At 71.8% G+C, this 24,905-nt stretch carries 4 protein-coding genes; all 4 read right to left on the bottom strand.

Annotated elements, in window-relative coordinates; all coding sequences use genetic code 11:
* Positions 1-70: 70 nt before the first annotated feature.
* From panD to OG252_RS35505, 4 genes are read right to left on the bottom strand one after another with little or no spacing between them, the layout of a single operon-like run.
* Positions 71-478, bottom strand: a complete 408-nt coding sequence (panD, locus tag OG252_RS35520) for an aspartate 1-decarboxylase (protein ID WP_266440324.1) — start codon at positions 476-478, stop codon at positions 71-73.
* 14 nt (positions 479-492) lie between these two features.
* A complete protein-coding gene (locus tag OG252_RS35515; RefSeq protein WP_266440322.1) occupies positions 493-717 on the bottom strand; it encodes an MbtH family protein in 225 nt (74 codons plus the stop codon).
* A gap of 3 nt (positions 718-720) precedes the next feature.
* Entirely contained in the window at positions 721-7,899 is a 7,179-nt protein-coding gene (locus OG252_RS35510; protein WP_329341309.1) for a non-ribosomal peptide synthetase, read from the bottom strand.
* Positions 7,896-24,899, bottom strand: a complete 17,004-nt coding sequence (locus tag OG252_RS35505; RefSeq protein ID WP_329341307.1) for a non-ribosomal peptide synthetase — start codon at positions 24,897-24,899, stop codon at positions 7,896-7,898. Before OG252_RS35505 ends, OG252_RS35510 begins: the two co-directional genes overlap by 4 nt.
* Positions 24,900-24,905 lie beyond the last annotated feature (6 nt).

Raw genomic sequence — 24,905 nt, 5'->3', positions numbered from 1 at the left:
AGCACGGAAACCCGCCGGGGTGACCGCGTCCCACGACGCGGTCACCCCGGCGGTCTTGTGCCGGGCCGGCTCAGCGGGCCGCCGGCTCCAGGACGCCGACCCCGCCGGCCAGCGCGGGGTCGTCGCTCTCCTCCAGAATGCGGTTGTGCTCGTCCACGAAGACCACCCGCGGCTTCAACGCACGGGCCTCGGCGTCGGCCACCATGCCGTAGCCGATGATGATGACGAGGTCGCCCTCGTGGACGAGCCGGGCCGCCGCCCCATTGATCTTGACCATTCCCGAGCCTCGGTCGCCCTCGATGACGTAGGTCTCCAGGCGCGAGCCGTTGTTGATGTCGACGACGTGGACCAGCTCGCCCGGGAGCAGGTCGGCGGCCTCCATCAGGTCCGGGTCCAAAGTCAGCGACCCCACGTAGTTCAGGTCGGCCTGGGTGACCGTGGCCCGGTGGATCTTGGACTTCAGCATCGTCCGGAACACCGCGTGCCCGCCCCTCAGTTCGCGGAGCCCGCGGCGTCCATCGCCGCGATCAAGCTGGCCGGCCGCATGTCGGTCCAGTTCTCGTTGATGTAGTCCAGGCACGTCTGCCGGTCCGTCTCCTCGACGGCGACGGTCCACCCGGCCGGCACCTCGACGAAGGACGGCCACAGCGAGTGCTGGCCCTCGTCGTTGACAAGGACCAGGTACTTGCCGTCCGCGTCCTCGAACGGATTACTCATCGTTCAGACCCCCTGTACAGGTGCGGACTTCGTCCGCAGCTCGTTCAGTTTCTCAGCGACAACTCGCCCTATCCGGGCGGTGGGTGCCGGCTCGGTCAGCAATTCCTCATGCTCGGCATCCACATCGTAGTTTTCCAACCGCCCTTCCGTATAGGGATTCCAGGCAGTGACGTCACGACGATTCCTGGTTTCCTCGGAAACCCGGGTCGCTGTGAAGAACAGCACATCTCCGCGGAAGACTTCGGGTTCGTGACGGGGCATCATCCGTACGTTGTTCACGTACACGTTCTTCACCGCGACGACCTCGTCCGCCGTCAACTCGGCGAGCGCCCTGTTCTCACGCCGGAGGAATTCCCGGTAACGCTCCACGGGGAAGCGGTCGTCGGTCAGCTCGCCCATCTCGAAGTCGAATCCGATGGCCCGCAGGCTGTTCGCGACGATCTCCGCCTCGGCACGTTGGGCGGCGTCCTGGCCACGCCTGCTCGACGGGTAGGCGTCCACCAGACACAGCAGCTCCACCTCGGCGCCCAGCGCCTGGAGCCGGGTGGCGACGGCCTGGGCGACCGGGCCACCGAACGACCAGCCAAGGACGCGGTACGGCCCCTCGGGCCGGACGGAGCGGATCAGGTCGGCGTACCGGTCCGCCATCTCCGTCAGGTCGCCGGGCAGTGGGGCGTCACGGTCCCTGATCCCTTGGGCCTGCAGCGCGTACACCGGGGTGTCCGGATCGAGGTGGGCGAGCAGTCCGGCGTAGCACCAGCCGAGGCCGGCGGCCGGGTGGACGCAGAACAGCGGGGTGTCCGTGCCACGTTCACGCAGGGGGAGCAGTTCGGCGAACGGATCGTGGCGGGTGCCCCGGTCGAGTTCCTCGGCGAGGCGCGCGACGGTCGGGGCCTCGAACAGGCTCCGGATGGACAGTTCGGCGCCGAGGACGGTCCGGATCCGGCCGAGCAGCCGGGCCACCAGCAGTGAGTGCCCGCCGAGGGCGAAGAAGTCGTCGTCGACACCCACGTCGGGCAGCTTGAGCACCTCGGCGAACAGGGCGCACAGCACTTCCTCGCGGGGCCCGTTCGGCCCACGGCCGGACCGCGCCGCATAGTCCGGGACGGGCAGGGCACGCCGGTCGAGCTTCCCGTTCGCGGTGAGCGGCAGTTCGTCCACGGCCATGAAGACGGCGGGGATCATGTAGTCCGGCAGCCGTTCGCCGAGGTGAACGCGGAGTTCGGCAGTGCCGGGCAGTTCCCCTGCGGGCACCGCGTACGCCACCAGGCGCCGGTCTCCGGGCCGGTCCTCGCGCAGTACGACGGCGGCCTGGGCGACGGCCGGGTGCGCGACGAGTGCCGCTTCCACCTCGCCGGGTTCGATACGGAAGCCGCGCAGTTTGATCTGGTGGTCGGCGCGGCCCAGGAACTCCAGTTGCCCATCGGTACGCAGCCGCACGCGGTCACCGCTCCGGTACATGCGCTCGCCCGGTTCGAAGGGGCAGGCGACGAAGCGCTCCGCGGTCAGCCCCGGACGGCCCAGGTAGCCGCGGGCCAGGCCGGCGCCGGACACATAGAGCTCGCCGGCCACACCCGGGGGTACCGGTCGCAGGCGGTCGTCGAGCACGTACAGGCCGGTGTTGTCGATCGCCGTGCCGATCGGGGCGGTGGCGGGCCAGTCGGCCGGGTCGGCGGGCAGGGTGGCGCCGGTCGCCGCGTGCGTCTCGCTGGGGCCGTAGTGATTGTGCAGCCGCAGGCCCGGCCGCCCGGCGAAGAACCTGCGCACGGTCGGGGTGAGGTTGAGCGCATCGCCGGCCTGGGCGACGTCGGTCAGGCGGGGCAGCGCCGCGCCGAGTTCGGCGGCCGCCTCGGCGAGCGCCTCTACGACCAGGTTGGGCGCGTGCAGTTGCTCGATGCCGTGCTCCGCCAGCCAGCGCACCAGACGCTTGGGATCGCGTCGGACGTCCTCCGGGCAGGGCACGAGACGCTTCCCGCCGAGCAGCGCGGAGAGGATCTCGTGCACCGACACGTCGAAGCTGATCGCCGCGAACTGGGCGACGGCCGCGCCGGGCCGGCGCGGGGGCATGGCCTCCTGGTGCCAGGAGACCAGGTTGTCCATGGCCCGGGCCGGCATGACGACACCCTTGGGGCGGCCCGTCGATCCCGAGGTGTAGATCGCGTACACCGGGCGGTGCGACGACAGCGGCCCGGTGTGCGGCGGTGCCGTGGGCTGCGCGGCCAGGTCCCGGACGGTGCCGGGCGCGTCGAGGAGCAGCAGTGGCCCCACCTCACCGGGCAGCCGTGCGGCGACCTCCTCCGTCGTCAGCACGAGAACCGGTCGTGCGTCCCCGGTCATGTGGGCGAGTCGCTGCGCCGGGTACTCCGGGTCGAGCGGCAGGTAGCCGGCGCCGGTCTTGAGCACGGCGAGCAACGCCACGACGAGGTCGGCCGAGCGGCGCAGGGCCAGTCCCACCAGACGCTCGGGACCGGCGCCTTCCCGGGCCAGCAGCCCGGCGAGCCGATTCGCGGCCTCGTCGAGTTGTGCGTACGTCAGGACCCGTGGCCCGTCCTGCACGGCCACGGCCGTCGGGGTGCGGCGCACCTGCTCCTCGAACCGCTCGGTGAGGCTCGCGCGCGGCAGTTCCCGCGCACCGGGGCGGGCGAGCAGCCGTGCGCGCTCGTCGGGGGTCAGGACCTCGACGCCGCCGATCGGCTGCCCGGGCGCTTCGGCCAGCGCGCGCAGCACCCGTACGAAGCGTTCGGCGAGTGCCTCGGCGGTCGCGGCGTCGAACAGGTCTGCGCTGTACTCCAGGACGGCGTTGAGGCCACCTGGCCTGCCCTCGCCGTCGTGCAGGTCGGCGAAGGCGAAGAGCAGGTCGAAGCGGGAGACCGCGGAGCCGACGGCCTGGCCGGTGACCTTGAGGCCGGGCAGTTGCTCGATGGCCTCGTGGGCGGCCTGCTGGTCGGTGTTGTTGAACGCCAGCATCACCTGGAACAGGGGGTGGCGGGCCATCGACCGGACGGGGTTGAGCAGTTCCACGAGCCGCTCGAACGGCACGTCCTGGTGGGCGTACGCGGCAAGGGAGTTCTCGCGGACCCGGCGCACCAGCTCCTCGAAGGTCGGGTCGCCGGAGGTGTCGGTGCGCAGGACGAGAGTGTTGACGAAGAAGCCGACCAGGTCCTCGAGGGCGTCGTCGGTGCGTCCGGCGATCGGGGTGCCGATCGGGATGTCGTCGCCCGCACCCGTCCGGGACAGGGTCACGGCCAGCGCGGCCTGGACGACCATGAAGACGGTCGCCCGGTTCTTCCGGGCAAGCTCGACCAGGCCGGCATGGAGGTCCGGCGGCACCTGGAAGCCGATGCGGGCGCCGGTCTGACTGGACACCGCGGGCCGCGGCCGGTCGGCGGGCAGGTCGAGTTCCTCGGGCAGTCCCGCGAGCGCCTCCCGCCAGTGGGCGAGCTGACGCGAGATGAGGCTGTCGGGGTCCTCTTCGGAGCCGAGCGTCTCGCGCTGCCACAGCGTGTAGTCGGCGTACTGTACGGCCGGTTCGCGCCACTGCGGGGCGCCGCCCGCACAGCGGGCGGCGTAGGCGGTGGCGAGGTCCCTGCCGAGCGGTCGCCTCGACCAGGCGTCGCTGGCGATGTGGTGCACCAGCAGGAGCAGCACGTGGTCCTCGGGGCCGAGCTCGAACAGGGTGGCGCGCACCGGCAGTTCGCGCGCCAGGTCGAAGCCGTACCGGGCCGCGGCGCGCAGTTCGTCCGGCAGCCGGTCCTCGTCGGTGACGACGGTGGTGAACGGCACCGGGGCCTCGCCCGGTTCGCGCACGATCTGGTGGGCGCCCTCCGGGCTGTCGGGGTCCTCGGCGAACACGGTCCGCAGCGACTCGTGGCGGGCCACGACGTCGTCGAGGGCCTGCCGCAGCGCGGCCTCGTCCAGAGGGCCGTGGAAGCGGCGCGAGACCGGGATGTTGTAGGTGGGGCTGGGTCCCTCCATGCGGTGCAGGAACCACAGCCGTGACTGCGCGTACGACAGCGGCAGCCGGGCCGGACGCACCGCCGGCCGGGTCACGGCGCGGCGGGCTCCGCCACCGGTGTCCAGGGCTTCCGCGACACCCGCCACGGTGGGTGTGTCGAACAGCTGACGCACCGACAGTTCGACGTCGAGCGTGGCGCGGATACGGCTCACCAGACGCGTTGCGAGCAGCGAGTGGCCACCCAGGTCGAAGAAGTCGTCGTCGATGCCGACCGCCGGCCGGCGCAGCACCTCGGCGAAGAGCGAGCAGAGGATCTCCTCGCGCGGTGAACGGGGCGCGCGCCCGCCGGGAGCGGTCTCGTACTCGGGGGCGGGCAGGGCCCGGCGGTCCAGCTTGCCGTTCGGGGTGAGGGGCAGGGCGTCGAGCACGATCACCGCGTCCGGCACCATGTACTCCGGCAGCGTGGCCGCGGCACGCTCGCGCACGCCGGCCGGCGCGGGCACGGCGCCCTGGTCGGGGACGACGTAGGCGACGAGCCGCCGGTCGCCGGGCACGTCCTCGCGCACCACCACGGCGGCGCGCGCCACCTCCGGGTGGCCCAAGAGCACGGACTCGATCTCCCCGAGCTCGATGCGGTAGCCCCGGATCTTGACCTGCCCGTCGACCCGGCCCACGAACTCCAGCTCGCCCGCCTCGTTCCAGCGGGCCAGGTCGCCGGTGCGGTACATGCGCTCACCTGGCGCACCGTAGGGGCAGGCCACGAAGCGCTCAGCGGTCAGGTCCTGCCGCCCGAGGTAGCCACGGGCGAGCCCGGTGCCGGCGATGTACACCTCGCCCGCGGTGCCGGGCGGGGCCGGCTGGAGTCCGGCGTCGAGGACGTGGATCTTGGTGTTCCAGAAGGGACGGCCCACCGGGATGGCCCCGGCGGGCACCTTCGCGCCGGGCGCGATGGGGTTCTCGACGCTGTTCACGGTGGCTTCCGTGGCGCCGTACACATTGAAGACGGTGGCGTCCGGGTGCCTGGCCCGCCAGCGGTCCAGGGTCTCGCCCACCAGTAGTTCGCCGCCGAGCATCAGCGTCCGGGTGGGCGACACCTCGTCCGGCAGCTCGTCGAGGAGCGCGAGGACGCTGGGGGTCCCCTTGAGGAAGGTGGCGCGCGGACCGGCGGCGGCGTCCTCGGTGAGTTCCGCGATGTGCACCCGGCCGCCGCTCACCAGCGGGGTGTACAGGCCGGTCACCGTCAGGTCGAACGAGATGGGCGAGTGCAGCAGCGTGGTGCCGGAGGCGGTCGGGTAGGCCTCCCTGGCCCGTACCAGATAGGCGCCCAGCGAGCGGTGTTCGATGACGACACCCTTGGGGCGGCCGGTCGAGCCCGAGGTGAACACGACGTAGGCGGGGTTGGTGAGGGACAGCGGCAGCGCGCGGTCGGCGTCGTCCAGGTCCGTACCGGAGTACGGCGTGAGGTCGGAGTCGTCGAGGACGATCCTCGGCGCGGTGTGCCCGGGCAGCGCCGGGGCGAGCTCTCGCGTGGTGACCAGCAGGGCCGGGTCGGCGCTGTCCAGCATGTAGGCGATGCGGTCGGCGGGGTATCCCGGGTCCAGCGGCAGGTAGGCCGCCCCGGTCTTGAGCACGGCCAGCAGGCCGACCGCCGCCTCCACGGTGCGCGGCAGTGCCAGGGCCACGAACCGTTCGGGCGCCGCGCCCCGGGCGACGAGCAGCCGCGCCAGCCGGTTCGCGCGCGCGTTCAGCTCGGCGTAGGTCAGGCGCTCCGCTCCGCTCACCACCGCCTCGGCGTCAGGGGTACGGGCCGCCTGCTCCTGGAACAGGGTGACCACATCGGCCTCGCGGACCTCGCGGGCCGTGTCGTTCCACTCCTCCAGGACGCGGCGCCGCTCATCGGCCGACAGCACGTCGAGCGTGCCGACGGGGCTGCGCGGGTCGTCCAGTACGGCGGTCAGGACCCGGCGCAGCCGCTCGCCGACGGCCGTGGCGGCCTCCTCGGTGAACACGTCGGGACGGAAGTCGACGCGGAACCGGAGCCGGCTGCCCGGCTTGACGATCAGGCCCAGCGGATAGTGCATGCCGTCCTGGGTCTCGACGCCCGTCACCCGCACTCCGTGGCGCGGCGCCGACGCCTGTGCCGCCGGGGCGCTCGCCGGGTCCAGCGGATAGTTCTCGAAGACGAGCGCCGAGTCGAACAGCTCGCCCACGCCCGCGAGTTCCTGGATCCGGGTCAGACCGAGGTACTGGTGGTCGAGGAGCCGGGCCTGCTCCGTCTGGAGCCGGTCCAGCAGCTCGGCGAGCGGCTCCGCCGGGTCCAGCCTCAGGCGCAGCGGAAGGGTGTTGATGAACAGGCCGACCATGTTCTCGACGCCGTCCAGCTCCGGCGGCCGGCCGGAGACCGTCACGCCGAACACCACGTCGGTGCGGCCCACCAGCCGGGACAGCACGATCGCCCACGCCGCCTGGGCCACGGTGTTGAGTGTCACGCCGAGTTCGCGGGCCCGCTCGGTCAGCCGCGCCGTCTCCAGCGGAGTGAGTGCCATCTCGACCTGGCCGGGGACCACGGGCACCCGCCCGGAGGCGGCGGACGCCACCCGGAACGGCTCCTGGAGCCCGGCGAGCGCCTCCTGCCAGGCCCGCTCGCCCGCCGAACGGTCACGTCCGGCGAGCCAGCCCAGGTAGTCGCGGTACGGGCGGACCCGCGGCAGCTGCGAGACGTCACCGCCGTTCAGGTACAGGGCCAGCAGTTCCCGCAGCAGCACCGGACGCGACCAGCCGTCCCACAGCACATGGTGGTTGGTCAGCACGAACCGGTGCCGGTCCGGACCGTACCGGAGCAGGATGAACCGCACGAGCGGAGGCTCGGCCAGGTCGAAGCGGCGGGCGCGGTCCGCGTCGAGCACCCGGCGTGCCTCGCGTTCCCGCTCGTCCTGCGGCAGCCCGCTCAGGTCCACTTCCTGCCATGCCAGGGGTACGTCCTTCAGCACGATCTGCACAGGCCGGCTCAGGCCCTCGTGACGCAGCGCCGTGCGCAGGTTGGCGTGCCGGGCCAGCAGTGCCGCGGCCGCGGTCCGCAACGCCTTGGCGTCCAGCGCCCCTTCGAGGTCCAGAACCATCTGGACCGTGTAGATGTCCAGCGCCTTCTCGTCGAAGACGTTGTGGAACAGCAGCCCCTCCTGCAACGGAGACAGCGGCAGTATGTCCTCCAACGCGGACCGCTTCATTCCGACGTCCTCCACTCGGCTTCGAGCTGTTCGATGTCGCTCTGGTTCAACAGGGCCAGCGGCACGTCGGACGGGGTGAACCCGCCCGCCGTCCCTTCGGCCGCGTGGTCGGCGAGCGCGCGCAGCGCCCGGAACCACGCCTGGGCCAGCTCCCGTACCTCCTGCTCGGTGAGCAGCCCCTGGGCCCAGGTCCAGGCGGCGAGGAGTTCCGGACCCTCCGCGCCGTCCCGGGTGATGGCGTTCAGTTCGACGGCATGGGTCAACGGCATTCCGGTGTCCCGGCCGCCGCCGATGCCGGCGGTACCGGGCGCCGTCGCCCAGTCGGCCGCCGCCTGGTCCCGGGAGGTGAACCGGCCCAGATAGTTGAACTTGATCTGGGGGCGGGCGAGCGGCGCGAGGAGGTCCGCCGTCTTGGAGTTGAGCCGGCGCAGCAGTCCATGGCCGAGCCCCTTGCCGGGCACCGCCCGCAGCTGCTCCTTCACCCGCTTCAGCGCCGCACCCTCGTCGACGGCCGCGGCCGTGTCGAGCCGGACCGGGTAGGTGCTGGTGAACCAGCCGACGGTACGGGTGAGATCGGCTCCCGGCAGCGCCTCCTCCGCCCGGCCGTGGGCCTCCAACTCCACCAGCACGCCGTGTTCCGCCGCGGTGGCCCGCCACTCCCGGACCGCCGACGCGAAGGCGGTGAGCAGTACGTCGTTGATCTCGGCGTGGAAAGCGGCCGGCACCGTCGTGAGCAGGGACTCGGTCACGTCCGACGGCAGCTCCTGGGTGAGGTGACCGGTCGTGCCGACGGTGTCGCGCACCGGGTCCAGCGGGCGCCCGCCCAGCGGCGCGTCGGCATGCCGGAGCACCTGTGTCCAGTGGCTCAGCTCGGCCGTGGTCTGCGGCTCGTGGGCCAGCTCCTGCAGGTGCCGGGCCCAGCGGCGCAGTGAGGTGCCCACCGGTTCGAGTACCGCTTCCCGGCCGGCCGCCACGTCCCGCCAGGCCTGTGCGAGATCCGGGACGAGGATGCGCAGGGACACCCCGTCGACCACCAAGTGGTGCAGGACGAGCAGCAGTTGCCCCGGCATGTCCCGTCCCCGGTCGAACCAGACCGCCTGCACCATGACTCCGTCCCGTGGTGCCAGGCGGGTCCGGGCCCGTGCCCCCTGCTGGGCCATCAGCGTGCGCAGCTCCTCGTCGTCGAGTCCCGCCGCCTCGATCCGCTCGACACGGTCGCCGGCGCTCACCGAGCCGGGCGCGGTCACCTCCAGCGACCAGTCGTCGCCGTCCACCGCGGTGAGCCGCAGCCGCAGGGCGTCGTGGTGGTCGAGCACCGCCTGCAGCGCCCGCGTCAGGGTCTCGCAGGTCAACGCGGCCGGCACCTGGACGACGGTGGACTGGTTGAACTCCGCGAACGGGCCGCCGCGTGAGGCAAGTTCCTTCATGATCGGCGTCAGCGGGACCTCGCCCACCCCGTCGTCCGGTGCCGCCGGAGCGGCTGCGTCGGCGGCCTGGGCGACCTCGGCGAGGCGGGCCACCGTCTTGCACTCGAAGACGTCCCGGGGCGAGAACCGCAGTCCGGCCCGGCGTGCCGCGCTCACCAACTGGATCGACATGATGCTGTCGCCGCCCAGGTCGAAGAAGCTGTCGTCGACACCGACGTCGGGCACGCCGAGGACATCCGCGTACAGCCCGCACAGCAGTTCTTCCTTGACCGTGGCCGGCCCACGGGACCCGGCGCCTGCCGTGTACTCCGGGTCGGGGAGTGCGGTGCGGTCGAGTTTGCCGTGTGCGGTCAGCGGCAGCGCGTCTACGACGACGACCGCGGCCGGGACCATGTAGTCGGGCAGCGACTCGGCGAGCGACTTGCGTACCAGCTGCGGATCCAGCACGGTCGTCGTGCCGTCCTGCGCAACGGCATAGCCGACCAGACGGTCCTCGCGGACGATGACGGCGGCCTGCGCGATGAGCGGATGCGCCGCCAACGCGGACTGCACCTCACCCAGTTCGATGCGGTAACCGCGGATCTTGACCTGGTCGTCCGCCCGACCGACGTACTCCAACTGGCCCTCGCGGTTCCAGCGGACCACATCCCCGGTGCGATACATCCGCGTGCCCGGGGTGCCGAACGGGTCGGCGACGAAACGCTCCGCCGTCAGACCGGGACGGTCCAGATATCCGCGGGCCAGCACGACCCCGGCCACATACAGCTCGCCCGGTGTGCCCACCGGCACCGGCCGCAACGCCCCATCCAGCACATAGGTACGGGTGTTGGCGAACGGACGGCCGATCGGCACCGCACCCGACGGCGTCTCCGCGCCCGGCTCGAGACGGTATTCGGCACAGTTGACCGTCGCCTCCGTCGGACCATACGCATTGATCACCTCAACACCGGGATGGGCTTGGCGCCACGCGGCCAGCGCCTCCCCGCGCAACGCCTCACCACCGATCACCAACGTCCCCGACGGCGACGCCGACTCCGGCAACGCCTCCAACAACCCCAGGTGAGACGGCGTGACCTTCATGAACGAGACCCCGGACACGCTCTCGTCGAGCTCACCGACGACGATCCGGCCACCACTGACCAGCGGCGACCACAAAGCAGTCACGGTCAGATCGAACGCGAACGACGAGTGCACCAACGACACCCCCGCCGCCTGCGGATACACCTCCCGCGCCCGCACCAGATACGCCCCCACCGACCGGTGCTCAACCACCACACCCTTCGGCCGCCCCGTCGACCCCGACGTATAAATCACATACACCGGCCACGACAACTCCACCGCAGGCAAGTTCTCATCAGACAGCCCACTCGTGTCCGCCTGCGCCAGCCACTCCTCGTCGATCACCAGCGCAGGCGCCGCGTCCTGAAGGATGAAGGCGATCCGCTCCACCGGATACTCCGGGTCCACCGGCACATACGCCGCCCCCGCCTTCACCACCGCCAACAACACCGTCACCAACTCCGCCGATGGCGGCAGCACCACCGCCACCCGCGACTCCGCACCAACGCCCCGCTCCACCAACAGCCGCGCCAGCCGATTCGCCCCCGCATTCACCTGCGCATACGTCAGCCCATCAACCGCCACCGCATCCGGCGTCCGCTCCACCTGCGCCTCGAACAACTGCGGCAACCCGACAACCGACACCTCCCGCCCCGTATCGATCCACTCCCCCAACACCAAACCCCGCTCAGCATCAGAGAGCACATCCACACCACCAACCCGCACCCCCGGATCAGCAACCACCACCCCCAACACCCGCACCAACCGCTCAACCAACCCCTCAGCACTCACCACATCGAACAGATCCATGCTGAATTCGAGGACACCCGCGATGCCGTCGGGACGTGCGTCCGGGGTGTGCTGTTCCACCATGCGGAAGAGGAGGTCGAACTTGGCCGCGCCGGTCGGCAGCGGCTGCTGTCGCACGGTGAGGCCGGACAGGCTCTGGACTGCGTCGGCGGCGGCCCGCTGGTCGAGGTTGTTCCAGGTGAGCATGGTCTGGAAGAGGGGGTGGCGGGTCATCGAGCGCTCGGGGTTGAGGACCTCCACCAGCCGCTCGAAGGGCACGTCCTGGTGCGCGTACGCGGCCAGATCGAACTCGCGTACCTGGCCGAGGAGTTCACGGAAGGTCGGGTCGCCCGACAGGTCGGTGCGCAGCACCAGCGTGTTCACGAAGAACCCGATCAGGTCCTCCACGGCGTCGTCGGTGCGGCCCGCGATCGGGGTGCCCAGCGGGATGTCCGTGCCCGCGCCCAGCCGCGACAGCAGCGTCGCCAGCGCCGCCTGCACCACCATGAACACGCTCGCGTCGCTCTCCCGCGCCAGCGCGACCAGCCGCTCGTGCACCTCCCGAGGGACGGTAAAGGCGACCCGGCCGCCTCGCTGCGAGGCGACGGCGGGGCGTGGACGGTCCGTGGGAAGGGCCAGTTCCTCCGGAAGCCCGGCCAGCGACTCCCGCCAGAAGGCGATCTGACGTGCGATGGCGCTGTCGGGGTCGTCCTCGGAGCCGAGCGTCTCCCGCTGCCACAGCGTGAAGTCCGCGTACTGCACCGGCAGTTCCCGCCACTGTGGGGCGACACCCGCGCGGCGGGCCGCGTAGGCGGCGGTCAGGTCCCGGGCCAGCGGGCCCGTCGACCACCCGTCGCCCGCGATGTGATGGACCAGCACCAGTAGCACGTGCCGCTCCGGAGCGAGCTCGAACAGCCAGGTGCGCAGCGGGAGTTCGGTGGCGAGGTCGAAGGCGTAGCGGGCCGCCGTGAGCAGGTCGTCCGTGAGGCTGTCGTCGTCCGTCTGCGTGGTGTGCAGCTCCGGGCGGGCCGCCTCGGACGGCAGGACGACCTGGTGGGCGCCCTGGGTGTCCTCGGCGAAGAGGGTACGCAGCGACTCGTGGCGGGCCACGAGGTCGTGCAGCGCCTCGGTCAGCGCGGCCCGGTCCAGCGTGCCGTCGAGGCGCAGCGCGGTCGGCATGTTGTAGGTGGGGCTGGGGCCTTCCAGCCGGTTCAGGAACCACAGCCGCTGTTGGGCGTAGGAGAGCGGGATCCGGGCCGGCCGCCCGGTCCTGGTCAGCGGCCGGCGGAGCGGCCCGGACGCCGTGTCGAGGACGGCGCCGAGTCGCGCCACGGTGGGGTGTTCGAACAGTTGCCGCACGGACAGTTCGGCGTCGAGCGTCGCGCGGATGCGGCTCACCAGCCGGGTGGCGAGCAGCGAGTGGCCGCCCAGGTCGAAGAAGCCGTCGTCGACGCTCACCTCGGGCACGCCGAGTACCTCGGCGAACAGCCCGCACAGGATCTCCTCGCGCGGCGAACGCGGTGCCCTGCCCGTGGGGCGTGCCGTGCTGTCGGGGGCGGGCAGGGCCTTGCGGTCGAGCTTGCCGTTGGGGGTCAGTGGCAGCGCGTCCAGGGGCACGAACGCCGACGGCACCATGTACTCCGGCAGTTGACGGGCCGCGTGCTCACGGAGCTCCGCCGGGCCGGCGGTGCCGGTCACATAGGCGACCAGTCGCTTGTCCCCGGGGGTGTCCTCCCGGACCAGGACCGCGGCGCGCGTCACGGACTCGTGCGCGAGCAGGACGGCCTCGATCTCGCCGGGTTCGATGCGGTAACCGCGCACCTTGACCTGCTGGTCGACACGGCCGAGGTACTCCAGCTCTCCGTCGGCCGACCAGCGCACCAGGTCGCCGGTGCGGTACATCCGGGTGCCCGGGGTGCCGTAGGGGTCGGCCACGAACCGCTCCGCGGTCAGCCCCGGACGGTCCAGGTAGCCGCGGGCCAGACCCGCGCCGGCGATGTACAGCTCTCCGGCCACTCCGGCGGGTACCGGACGCAGGGCCGCGTCGAGCACGTAGACCCGGGTGTTGGCGATCGGCCGTCCGATCGATCCCCGGCGTGCGCTGTCGGTGCCGACGGCTCCGGCGGTGGACCAGATCGTGGTCTCCGTCGGGCCGTAGACGTTGGTCACGGAGACCGCGTGCCGGGTGAGGGACGCGGCGAGGTCGGCGGGCAGCGCCTCACCTCCGACGAGCACCCTGACGCCCGAGAGCACGGAGGCCTGCTCGTCCACGATCGCGTGCCACAGGCTGGGGGTCGCCTGCACGACCGAGATCCCGGCTCGGCCGATCAGCTCGGCCAGGGCCCGCGGATCGCGCACCGTGTCCCGGCCGGCGAGCACCACGGTGGCTCCGGCCAGCAGCGGTACGTACAGTTCGAGCGCCGCGATGTCGAAGCCGACGGTCGTCACCGCGAGCAGCCGCTCGCCCGGTGTGAGCGCGCACCGCTCCCCCAGGGCGTGCAGGAAGTTGGTCAGGGCCGCGTGTCCGACGACGACACCCTTGGGCCGTCCTGTGGAACCCGAGGTGTAGATCACGTAGGCGGCGGATGCGAGCGGGACTGGTGGGAGGTCGCTTCCGTCGAGGCCGGTGAGGTCCGCCGCGGCGAGCCACTCCTCGTCGACGACGAGCACGGGACGCGCGTCGTCGATCATGTAGGCGATGCGCTCTTCCGGGAAGTCCGGGTCGAGCGGCACGTAGGCGGCACCGGACTTCAGCACGGCGAGAAGGACGGCCACCAGGTCGGCCGAGCGCGGCAGCCGGACGGCGACCCGCTGCTCGGGACCGGCGCCGTACCGTACGAGCAGCCGGGCGAGCCGGTTGGCCCGCGCGTTGAGCTCCGCGTACGTCAGTTCCCGGTCGCCGCAGACGACGGCGACGGCCTCGGGGTCGCGGGCGGCGCGGACCGCGAACAACTGCGGCAGGGCCTTGGCCGGTACGGCGCGTGCCGTGTCGTTCCACCGGTCGAGCACCGTGGCGCGCTCGGCGTCCGCCATGACGTCGACCCTGCTCACCGGGAGGCCCGGTGCGGCCAGGACGGCCTCCAGGACACGGACGAACCGCTCCGCGATCCGGGCGGCCGAGTCGCGGTCGTAGAGGTCGGTGCTGAACCCGAGCGCTCCGTGCAGTCCGCCGCCGTCTCCGGTGCGCTCCTCCAGGGCGAAGGAGAGGTCGAATTTGGCGACGCCGGTGCCGACGGGGTGTCCCGTCACAGTGAGGCCGGGCAGCGGCTCCGCGGTCGTGTTGTCGGCGCCCTGGAGGGTGCCGTCGTTCCAGGTGAGCATGGTCTGGAAGAGAGGGTGGCGGGCCGTCGCGCGCTCGGGGTTGAGGACTTCCACCAGTCGCTCGAAGGGCACGTCCTGGTGGGTGTAGGCGGCCAGGTCGAACTCCCGCGTCCGGCCGACGAGTTCACGGAAGGTCGGGTCGCCCGACAGGTCGGTGCGCAGGACCAGCGTGTTCACGAAGAACCCGACCAGATCCTCCACGGCCTCGTCACCACGGCCCGCGATCGGCGTACCGATCGGGATGTCCGGACCCGCGCCCAGCCGTGACAACAGCGTGGCCAGCGCGGCCTGCACCACCATGAACACGCTCGCGCCGCTCTCCCGCGCCAGCGCCACCAGCCGTTCGTGCACCCGGTCGGGAATCTCGAACTCCACGGCGTCGCCCCGGTAGGAGGGGACGGCGGGCCGGGTGCGGTCCCTGGGCAGGTCCAGCTCCTCCGGGAGCCCGGTGAGCGCCTCGCGCCAGAAGTCCACCTGTCCGGCCAGCGGGCTGTCGGGGTCGTCCTCGGAGCCGAGCGTCTGGCGCTGCCAGAGGGTGAAGTCCGCGTACTGCACCGGCAGTTCCCGCCAGTCCGGGGCGGCACCCGCGCAGCGGGCCGCGTAGGCGGCCGTCAGGTCGCGCGAGAGCGGGCCCATCGACCAGCCGTCGCCCGCGATGTGATGCACCGTCAGGAGCAGCACGTGATCTTCTTCCGCCAGCTCGAAGAGCCGGGCGCGGAACGGGAGTTCCCGCTCCAGGTCGAAGGTCTGCCGGGCCGCGGCGCGCAGCTCGGCGTCCAGCCGGGAGGAGTCGGCGGGTGCCACGTCCAGCGCGGGCCGGGCCCGGTGCACGGGGAGCACCCGCTGGTACGGCCCCTCGGCGTCCTCGCCGAAGACGGTGCGCAGCGCCTCGTGCCGCGCCACCACGTCGGCCAGGGCGGCCTGGAGCGCGGTCCGGTCCAGGCCGCCGGTCAGCCGCAGCGCGGTGGGAATGTTGTACGTGGCGCTGGGCCCCTCGAAGCGGTCCAGGAACCAGAGCCGGCGCTGGGCGAACGACAGCGGCACCCGGTCCGGGCGGACTGCCGCCCGCGTGACGCCGGCGCGGGCGCCGTGCCCGGCCTCGTCGATCGCCGCCCCGAGCCCGGCGACCGTAGGCGTCTCGAAGAGCCGGCGCACGGGCAGTTCCACGCCGAGTGCGCTGCGGACACGGTTGACCAGCCGGGTGGCCAGCAGCGAGTGACCGCCCAGCTCGAAGAAGCCGTCGTCGATGCCGACCCGCTCCACGCCCAGTACCTCGGCGAACAGACCGCACAGGATCTCCTCGCGCGGGGACCGGGGCCCGCGCCCGGTGGAGGCGTAGCGCGGGGCGGGCAGCGCGCGGCGGTCCAGCTTGCCGTTCGCGGTGAGCGGCAGCGCGTCCAGTTCGACGAATGCGGACGGCACCATGTAGTCCGGCAGCACGGTCGCGACGTGGGCCCGCAGGGCCGATGGGTCGGGGGCACCGGTCGGCACGACGTACGCCACCAGCCGCCTGTCGCCCGGCCGGTCCTCGCGGACCAGGACGGCGCAGCGGGCCACTGAGGTGTGGGCCGACACCACGGCCTCGACCTCTCCCGGCTCGATCCGGAAGCCGCGCAGTTTGACCTGGTCATCGGCGCGGCCCAGGTACTCCAGCAGGCCGTCGCGGTTCCAGCGGACGCGGTCGCCGGTGCGGTACATGCGCTCGCCGGGCGCACCGAACGGACAGGCCACGAACCGTTCCGCGGTCGGCCCGGGACGGTTCAGGTAGCCGCGGGCGAGCCCGGCACCGGCGACGTACAACTCGCCCGCCACACCGGCGGACACCGGCCGCAGACCGTCGTCCAGCACATAGACACGGATGTTGGAGACCGGCCGGCCGATGGGTGCCTGCTCGGGCCATCCGCCGGCGTCCGGGGGGAGGGTCCAGGCGGTGACGACGTGCGTCTCCGTGGGCCCGTAGTGGTTGTGCAGACGCCGGCCGGGCTGCCGCTCGTACAGGGCTCGTACGGCACCACCGAGGGTGAGGGCCTCGCCGGCCTGGGCGACATGGGCGAGGTCCGGCAGGTCCAGGTCCTGCCGGCGGGCCGCCTCGGCGAGCGCGTCGACGACCAGGTTGGGGGCGTACAGCTCCCGGACCCGGTGCCGCTGAAGCCACTCGGCCAGCCGGTCGGGGCTGTGGCGCACCTCGTCGGGGCAGGTCGCCAGCGCGTTGCCGGACAACAGCGCGGAGAGCGTCTCCTGAACCGACACGTCGAAGCCGACCGCGGTGAACTGCGCGGTCACTCCGCCGTCGGCGGGCGGAACGGCGCGCTCGTGCCAGGTCAGCAGGTTGACGACCGCCCCGGCCGGCATGACCACGCCCTTGGGACGGCCGGTGGAGCCGGAGGTGTAGATCACGTATGCCGGGTGTTCGGGGGCCGGCGGCGTGACGCGCTCGGCATCCGTCAGGTTCCCCGCACCTTGGCCGGAGGTGTCGGACGCGGCGAGCCAGGCCTCGTCGACGACCAGGGCCGGTGCGGCGTCCTCGATCAGCGCGGCGATGCGGTCGGCCGGGTGCTGAGGGTCCAGGGGCAGGTAGGCCGCGCCCGTCTTCAGGACCGCCAGCAGGACGACCAGCAGGTCGGCGGAGCGCGGCAGCCGCACGCCCACGAACCGCTCGGCGCCGATGCCCCGGCCGGCCAGCAACCGGGCGAGCCGGTTGGCCCGTGCGTTGAGCTCGGCGTAGCCGAGGGTGCGGTCACCGTCGAGCACGGCCGGTGCGTCCGGGGTGCGGGCCACCTGGGCCTCGAAGAGCTCCGCCAGAGAGGCCGCGGGCACCGGGGCGGAGGTGTCGTTCCACTCAGTGAGGACGAGTGCCCGCTCGTCGGGGGTGAGCAGTCCGGCCCGCCCGATGGCTTCCCCGGGTGCGTCGACCAGGGCACGCAGCAGCCGTACGAACCGCTCGGCGAGCGTCGTGGCGCCGTCACGGTCGTAGAGGTCGGCGCTGTACTCCAGCACGCCCTGGAGTCCGCCGCCCTGACCGCCGTCGTCGGCGGGCCGCTCGACGAAGGCGAACAGCAGGTCGAACTTGGCGATGCCCGTGCCCGCGGGCAGCGGCGTGACCGTCAGCCCGTCGAGGTGCGCGGACGCGTCGAAGGTCTGGTGCTGGTCCGCCGCGTTCCAGGTGAGCATGGTCTGGAACAGGGGGTGGCGGGCCATCGAACGCTCGGGGTTGAGGACCTCCACCAGCCGCTCGAACGGCACGTCCTGGTGCGCGTACGCGGCGAGGGCGGTGCCGCGCACCCGGCCGACGAGTTCCGCGAACGTGGGGTCGCCCGAGGTGTCGGTGCGCAGCACCAGCGTGTTGACGAAGAAGCCGACGAGGTCTTCGAGCGCGCTGTCGGTGCGGCCCGCGGTCGGGGTGCCCAGTGGAACGTCGGTGCCCGCGCCCAGCCGCGACAGCAGAGCGGCCAGTGCGGCCTGCACCACCATGAACGGACTCGCCTGATGGGCCCGGGCCACGGCCACGACCTTGCCGTACACGTCCCCCGGGATGTCGAAGGGCACCCGCCCGCCCTCGTGGGAGGAGACAGTCGGCCGCGGCCGGTCGGCAGGCAGCTCCAACTCCTCCGGCAGGTCCGCCAGTTGGTCCCGCCAGTAGGCGAGTTGCCGCGCGATCGAGCTGTCGGGGTCGTCCTCGGAGCCCAGCACCTCGCGCTGCCACAGGGTGTAGTCCGCGTACTGCGCGGGCAGTGGCTGCCAGGACGGCACCGCACCCGCGCGGCGCGCCGCGTACGCGGTGGTGAGGTCACGGGCGAGCAGCGGCATGGACCAGCCGTCGCCGCAGATGTGGTGCACGAGCACCAGCAGCACGTGGTCCCGCTCGCCTGCCCGGAACAGCGTCACACGCAGAGGCGGCTCCGCCGAGAGGTCGAAGCCGTACCGTGCGGCCTTCTCCAACGCGTCGGGCAGCCCGGCCTCGTCGGTCGGTACGACGTCCAGGACCGGTACGGCCTCCGCCACCGGAAGCACCCGCTGGTACGGGCCCTCGGCATCCTCCCCGAACACCGTCCGCAGCGATTCGTGCCGTCCCACCACGTCGGCCAGGGCCGCACACAGCGCCTCCTGGTCGAGGTCGCCGGTCAACCGCAGTGAGACGGGCATGTTGTACGTCGGGCTGGGCCCCTCCAGCCTGTTGAGGAACCACAGTCGCCGCTGTGCGTACGAGACCGGCACACGGGCCGGCCGGGGCAGCGCTCTGACACCCTGCCGGGCGCCGCCCGCCCCGTCCAGCAGCTTCAGCATGCTGTTCACGGACCTGGCCTCGAAGGCCTGCCGGATGGTCAGCTCGAAACCGAGCGCGGCACGCACCCGACTGACCAGCCGGATGGCGAGCAGGGAGTGCCCGCCGAGCTCGAAGAAGTCGTCGTCGACACCGACGTCGGGCACACCGAGGACGTCCGCGTACAGCCCGCACAAGATCTCCGCCCGCGGATCCCGCGGCGCCCGCACCACGAGGCTCGCACCCGCGTCGGAGTAGGTGTCCGTGGCGTACTCCGGGTCGGGGAGTGCGCTGCGGTCGAGTTTGCCGTGTGCGGTCAGCGGCAGCGCGTCTACGACGACGACCGCGGCCGGGACCATGTAGTCGGGCAGCGACTCGGCCAATGACTTGCGTACCAACTGCGGATCCAGCACGGTCGTCGTGCCGTCCTGCGCAACGGCATAGCCGACCAGCCGGTCCTCGCGGACGATGACCGCGGCCTGCGCGATGAGCGGATGCGCCGCCAACGCCGACTGCACCTCACCCAGTTCGATGCGGTAACCGCGGATCTTGACCTGGTCGTCCGCCCGACCGACGTACTCCAACTGACCCTCGCGGTTCCAGCGCACCACATCCCCGGTGCGATACATCCGCGTGCCGGACGCGCCGAACGGGTCGGCGACGAAACGCTCCGCCGTCAGACCAGGACGATCGAGGTAACCGCGGGCCAGCACCACACCCGCCACATACAACTCGCCCGGCGTGCCCACCGGCACCGGCCGCAACGCCCCGTCCAGCACATACGTACGGGTGTTGGCGAACGGACGGCCGATCGGCACCGCACCCGACGGCGTCTCCGCGCCCGGCTCGAGACGGTATTCGGCACAGTTGACCGTCGCCTCCGTCGGACCATACGCATTGATCACCTCAACGCGGGGATGTGCTTGGCGCCACGCGGCCAGCGCCTCACCCCGCAACGCCTCACCACCGATCACCAACGTCCCCGACGGCGACGCCGACTCCGGCAACGCCTCCAACAACCCCAGGTGAGAAGGCGTGACCTTCATGAAGGAAACCCCGGACACGCTCTCGTCCAGATCCCCGACCACGATCCGGCCACCACTGACCAGCGGCGACCACAACGCCGTCACCGTCAGATCGAACGCGAACGACGAGTGCACCAACGACACCCCCGCCGCCTGCGGATACACCTCCCGCGCCCGCACCAGATACGCCGCCACCGACCGGTGCTCAACCACCACACCCTTCGGCCGACCCGTCGACCCCGACGTATAAATCACATACACCGGCCACGACAACTCCACCCCAGGCAGATTGCCGTCCGAAAACCTGGAACCGTCCGCCGCCGCCAGCCACGCCTCATCGATCACCAACGCGGGCGCACAGTCCTGAAGGATGTAGGCGATCCGCTCCGCCGGATACTCCGGATCGACGGGCACATACGCCGCCCCCGCCTTCACCACCGCCAACAACACCGTCACCAACACCGCCGACGGCGGCAGCACGACGGCCACCCGCGACTCCGCACCAACCCCGGCTTCCACCAGCAACCGCGCGAGCCGATTCGCCCCCGCATTCACCTGCGCATACGTCAGCCCATCAACCGCCACCGCATCCGGAGTCCTGGCCACCTGCGCCTCGAACAACTGCGGCAACCCCGCAACCGACACCTCCCGCCCCGTATCGATCCACTCCCCCAACACCAAACCCCGCTCAGCATCAGAGAGCACATCCACACCACCAACCCGCACCCCCGGATCAGCAACCACCACCCCCAACACCCGCACCAACCGCTCAACCAACCCCTCAGCACTCACCACATCGAACAGCGCCGTGCTGAACTCCACCGCGCCGCGCATGCCGGCCGGCGTGCCGTCGGTCTCGCGCTGCTCGGAGAACCGGAAGAGCAGATCGAACTTGGCCGCGCCAAGGTCCACCGGCTCGGGTGTGACGGTGAGGCCGGGCAGGCTCCGGACGGCGTCGGCCGCGGCCCGCTGGTCGAGGTTGTTGAAGACGAAGCGCACCTGGAAAAGCGGGTGTCGGGCTGCGCGGCGCTCGGGGTTGAGGACCTCCACCAGCCGCTCGAGCGGCACGTCCTGGTGCGCGTACGCCGCCAGGTCCGTCTCGCGCACCCGGGCGACGAGTTCCCGGAAGGTCGGATTGCCGGACAGGTCGGTGCGCAGCACCAGCGTGTTGATGAAGAAGCCGACCAGGTCCTCCACCGCGTCGTCGGTACGGCCCGCGATCGGGGTGCCCAGCGGGATGTCCGTGCCGGCGCCCAGCCGCGACAGCAGCGTCGCCAGCGCGGCCTGCACCACCATGAAGGGGCTGGCCTGGCACTCACGGGCCAGCTCCACGAGCCGCGCGTGCAGGGCGGCAGGGATCTCGAAGGGGAGCGATCCGCCTTCGAAGGTCACGGCATCGGACCGCGGCCGGTCGGCGGGGAGTTCCAACTCCTCGGGAAGTCCGGCCAAGGCCTGCTGCCAGTAGTCCAGTTGCCGCGAGATCGAGCTGTCGGGGTCGTCCTCGGAGCCGAGCGTCTCCCGCTGCCACAGCGTGAAGTCCGCATACTGCACCGGCAGTTCCCGCCACTGCGGGGCGGCGCCGGTGGTGCCCGCGCTGTAGGCAGTGGTCAGATCGCGGGCGAGCAGCGGCATGGACCAGCCGTCACCGACGATGTGATGCACCAGCACCAGCAGCACGTGCTGCTCCGGGCCGAGTTCGAACAGCCTGGCCCGCACGGGTATTTCGGCGGTCAGGTCGAAGCCGTACCGGGCGGCCTCCTCCAGGGCGGCGGGCAGCCCGGCCTCGTCGGTCGGTACGACGTCCAGGACCGGTACGGCCTCCGCCACCGGAAGCACCTGCTGGAAGGCGCCCTCGGCATCCTCCCCGAACACCGTCCGCAGGGACTCGTGCCGCGCGACGACCGCGCCAAGAGCCGTCCGCAGGGCATCGTGGTCCAGTGCGCCCGTCAGTCGCAAGGACACCGGCATGTTGTACGTCGGGCTCGGGCCCTCCAGCCGGTGCAGGAACCAGAGTCCGCGCTGGGCGAACGACAGCGGCACCCGGTCCGGGCGGGTGGCGGCGCGGACGACCGCCTCGCGGCCCTCGTGCGCGGTGTCGAGCGCCTTGGCGAGCGCAGCGACGGTGGGAGTGCTGAAGATCTGCCGCACGGCCAGTTCCACGCCGAGCGCGGAACGGGTCCGGCTCGCCAGGCGCGTGGCCAGCAGGGAGTGACCGCCCAGATCGAAGAAGTTGTCGTCGACACCGACCTGCTGCAATCCGAGCACCTCGGCGAACAGACCGCACAGGATCTCCTCGCGCGGCGAACGCGGGCTCCGCTCACGCGACTTGACCGTGTACTCAGGTGCGGGCAGCGCCCGGCGGTCGAGTTTGCCGTGCGAGGTCAGCGGCAACGCGTCCAGGACCACGACAGCGGCCGGGACCATGTACTCCGGCAGGGCCTCGGACAGGGCGGCGCGCACGGCCCTCACATCGACTTCGCCACCGGCCTCGGGCACCGCGTAGGCCACGAGCCGCTTGTCCCCGGTCCGGTCCTCGCGGACGATGACCGCGGCCTGCGCGATGAGCGGATGCGCCGCCAACGCGGACTGCACCTCACCCAGTTCGATGCGGTAACCGCGGATCTTGACCTGGTCGTCCGCCCGGCCGACGTACTCCAACTGGCCCTCGCGGTTCCAGCGGACCACGTCCCCGGTGCGATACATCCGCGTGCCCGGGGTGCCGAACGGGTCGGCGACGAAACGCTCCGCCGTCAGACCAGGACGGTCGAGGTAACCGCGGGCCAGCACCACACCCGCCACATACAACTCGCCCGGCGTGCCCACCGGCACCGGCCGCAACGCCCCGTCCAGCACATACGTACGGGTGTTGGCGAACGGACGGCCGATCGGCACCGCACCCGACGGCGTCTCCGCGCCCGGCTCGAGACGGTATTCGGCACAGTTGACCGTCGCCTCCGTCGGACCATACGCATTGATCACCTGCACCTGCGGGTGAGCCTGCCGCCACGCGGCCAGCGCCTCACCCCGCAACGCCTCACCACCGATCACCAACGTCCCCGACGGCGACGCCGACTCCGGCAACGCCTCCAACAACCCCAGGTGAGACGGCGTGACCTTCATGAACGAGACCCCGGACACGCTCTCGTCGAGCTCACCGACCACGATCCGGCCACCACTGACCAGCGGCGACCACAACGCCGTCACCGTCAGATCGAACGCGAACGACGAGTGCACCAACGACACCCCCGCCGCCTGCGGATACACCTCCCGCGCCCGCACCAGATACGCCCCCACCGACCGGTGCTCAACCACCACACCCTTCGGCCGCCCCGTCGACCCCGACGTATAAATCACATACACCGGCCACGACAACTCCACCCCAGGCAAGTTCTCGCCAGACAGCCCACTCGTGTCCGCCTGCGCCAGCCACTCCTCGTCGATCACCAGCGCAGGCGCCGCGTCCTGAAGGATGAAGGCGATCCGCTCCACCGGATACTCCGGGTCCACCGGCACATACGCCGCCCCCGCCTTCACCACCGCCAACAACACCGTCACCAACTCCGCCGACGCAGGCAGCACCACCGCCACCCGCGACTCCGCACCAACGCCCCGCTCCACCAACAGCCGCGCCAGCCGATTCGCCCCCGCATTCACCTGCGCATACGTCAGCCCATCAACCGCCACCGCATCCGGCGTCCGCTCCACCTGCGCCTCGAACAACTGCGGCAACCCGACAACCGACACCTCCCGCCCCGTATCGATCCACTCCCCCAACACCAAACCCCGCTCAGCATCAGAGAGCACATCCACACCACCAACCCGCACCCCCGGATCAGCAACCACCACCCCCAGCACCCGCACCAACCGCTCAGCCAACCCCTCAGCCGACTCCCGGTCGACGAGGTCGGGCTGGAAGTCCAGGCGGAAGCGGAGTTCCGTGCCGGGGTGGGCGACCAGGCCGTAGGTGTAGTGCATCGCGGAGCGGCTCTGGGCGGAGGCCAGGCGCAGGTCGCTCTCGTCGGCCGAGGTGTCGAGGCCGGCGCTGTCGAGGGGGTAGTTCTCGAAGACCATCGAGGTGTCGAACAACTCCCCCTTGCCGATGGCGCGTTGGAGGTCGGCGAGGCCGATGTACTGATGGTCCAGGAGTGCGGACTGCTCGCGCTGGAGGCGCCGCAGCAGGTCGCCGACGGTTTCCGCGGGGTCCGTCCGCAGCCTCAGGGGGAGGGTGTTGATGAACAGGCCCACCATGTCCTCGACGCCCGGCAGGTCGGCGGGGCGGCCGGAAACGGTCACGCCGAACACGACGTCGTCGCGGTCGAGCAGGCGGGACAGTACGAGGCCCCAGGCGCCCTGGACCACGGTGTTGAGTGTGACGCCGAGTTCGCGGGCCCGCTCGGTGAGCCGACGGGTGGTGTCGGCGGGCAGTCCGAACTCGATCTTGTCCGGGACGACCGGGGTGCGGCCGGGGGCGGCGGGGGCGATCCGGGCCGGCTCCTCGAAGTCCTCGAAGACCCGGTGCCACGCGGCGAGCGCGGCGTCCCGGTCGCGGTCGGCGAGCCAGGCGAGGTAGTCGCGGTAGGGGCGGATCCGGGGCAGGCCGGACACGTCGCCGCCCGAGACGTACAGGGTGAGGAGTTCGCGCAGCACGACGGGCAGGGACCAGCCGTCCAGGACGGCGTGGTGCACGGCGAGCGCGAGGCGGTGCCGGTCGGGGGTGAGGCGCAGCAGGGTGAAGCGCAGCAGCGGCGGCCGCCCCACGTCGAAGCGGCGGGCGCGGTCCTCGACGACGATCCGCTCGGCCTCGCGCTCGCGGTCGGCTTCGGGCAGTGCGGAGAGGTCCGTCTCGGTCCAGTCCGGCGGGGCGTCGCGCAGGACCACCTGGACCCACTCGCCGGACGTGCGTTGCCGGAACCCGGCGCGGAGGTTGGTGTGGCGCTGTACCAGGGTCCGGGCGGCCGTGTGCAGCGCGGTGGAGTCCAGGGGGCCGTCGACGTCGAAGACGAGCTGAACGGTGTAGATGTCTGCGCCGCGGTCGTCGTACACGCTGTGGAAGATGAGACCTTCCTGCAGCGGCGACAGGGGCAGGATGTCCTCGATGGAGCGGGACTTACGGCTCACGGCTTT

This window comes from Streptomyces sp. NBC_01352 (genome assembly GCF_036237295.1).
Lineage (GTDB): Bacteria > Actinomycetota > Actinomycetes > Streptomycetales > Streptomycetaceae > Streptomyces > Streptomyces plumbiresistens.
Note: the sequence above shows the minus strand (reverse complement) of the source record. Positions and strands in the feature narration are given on the sequence as shown.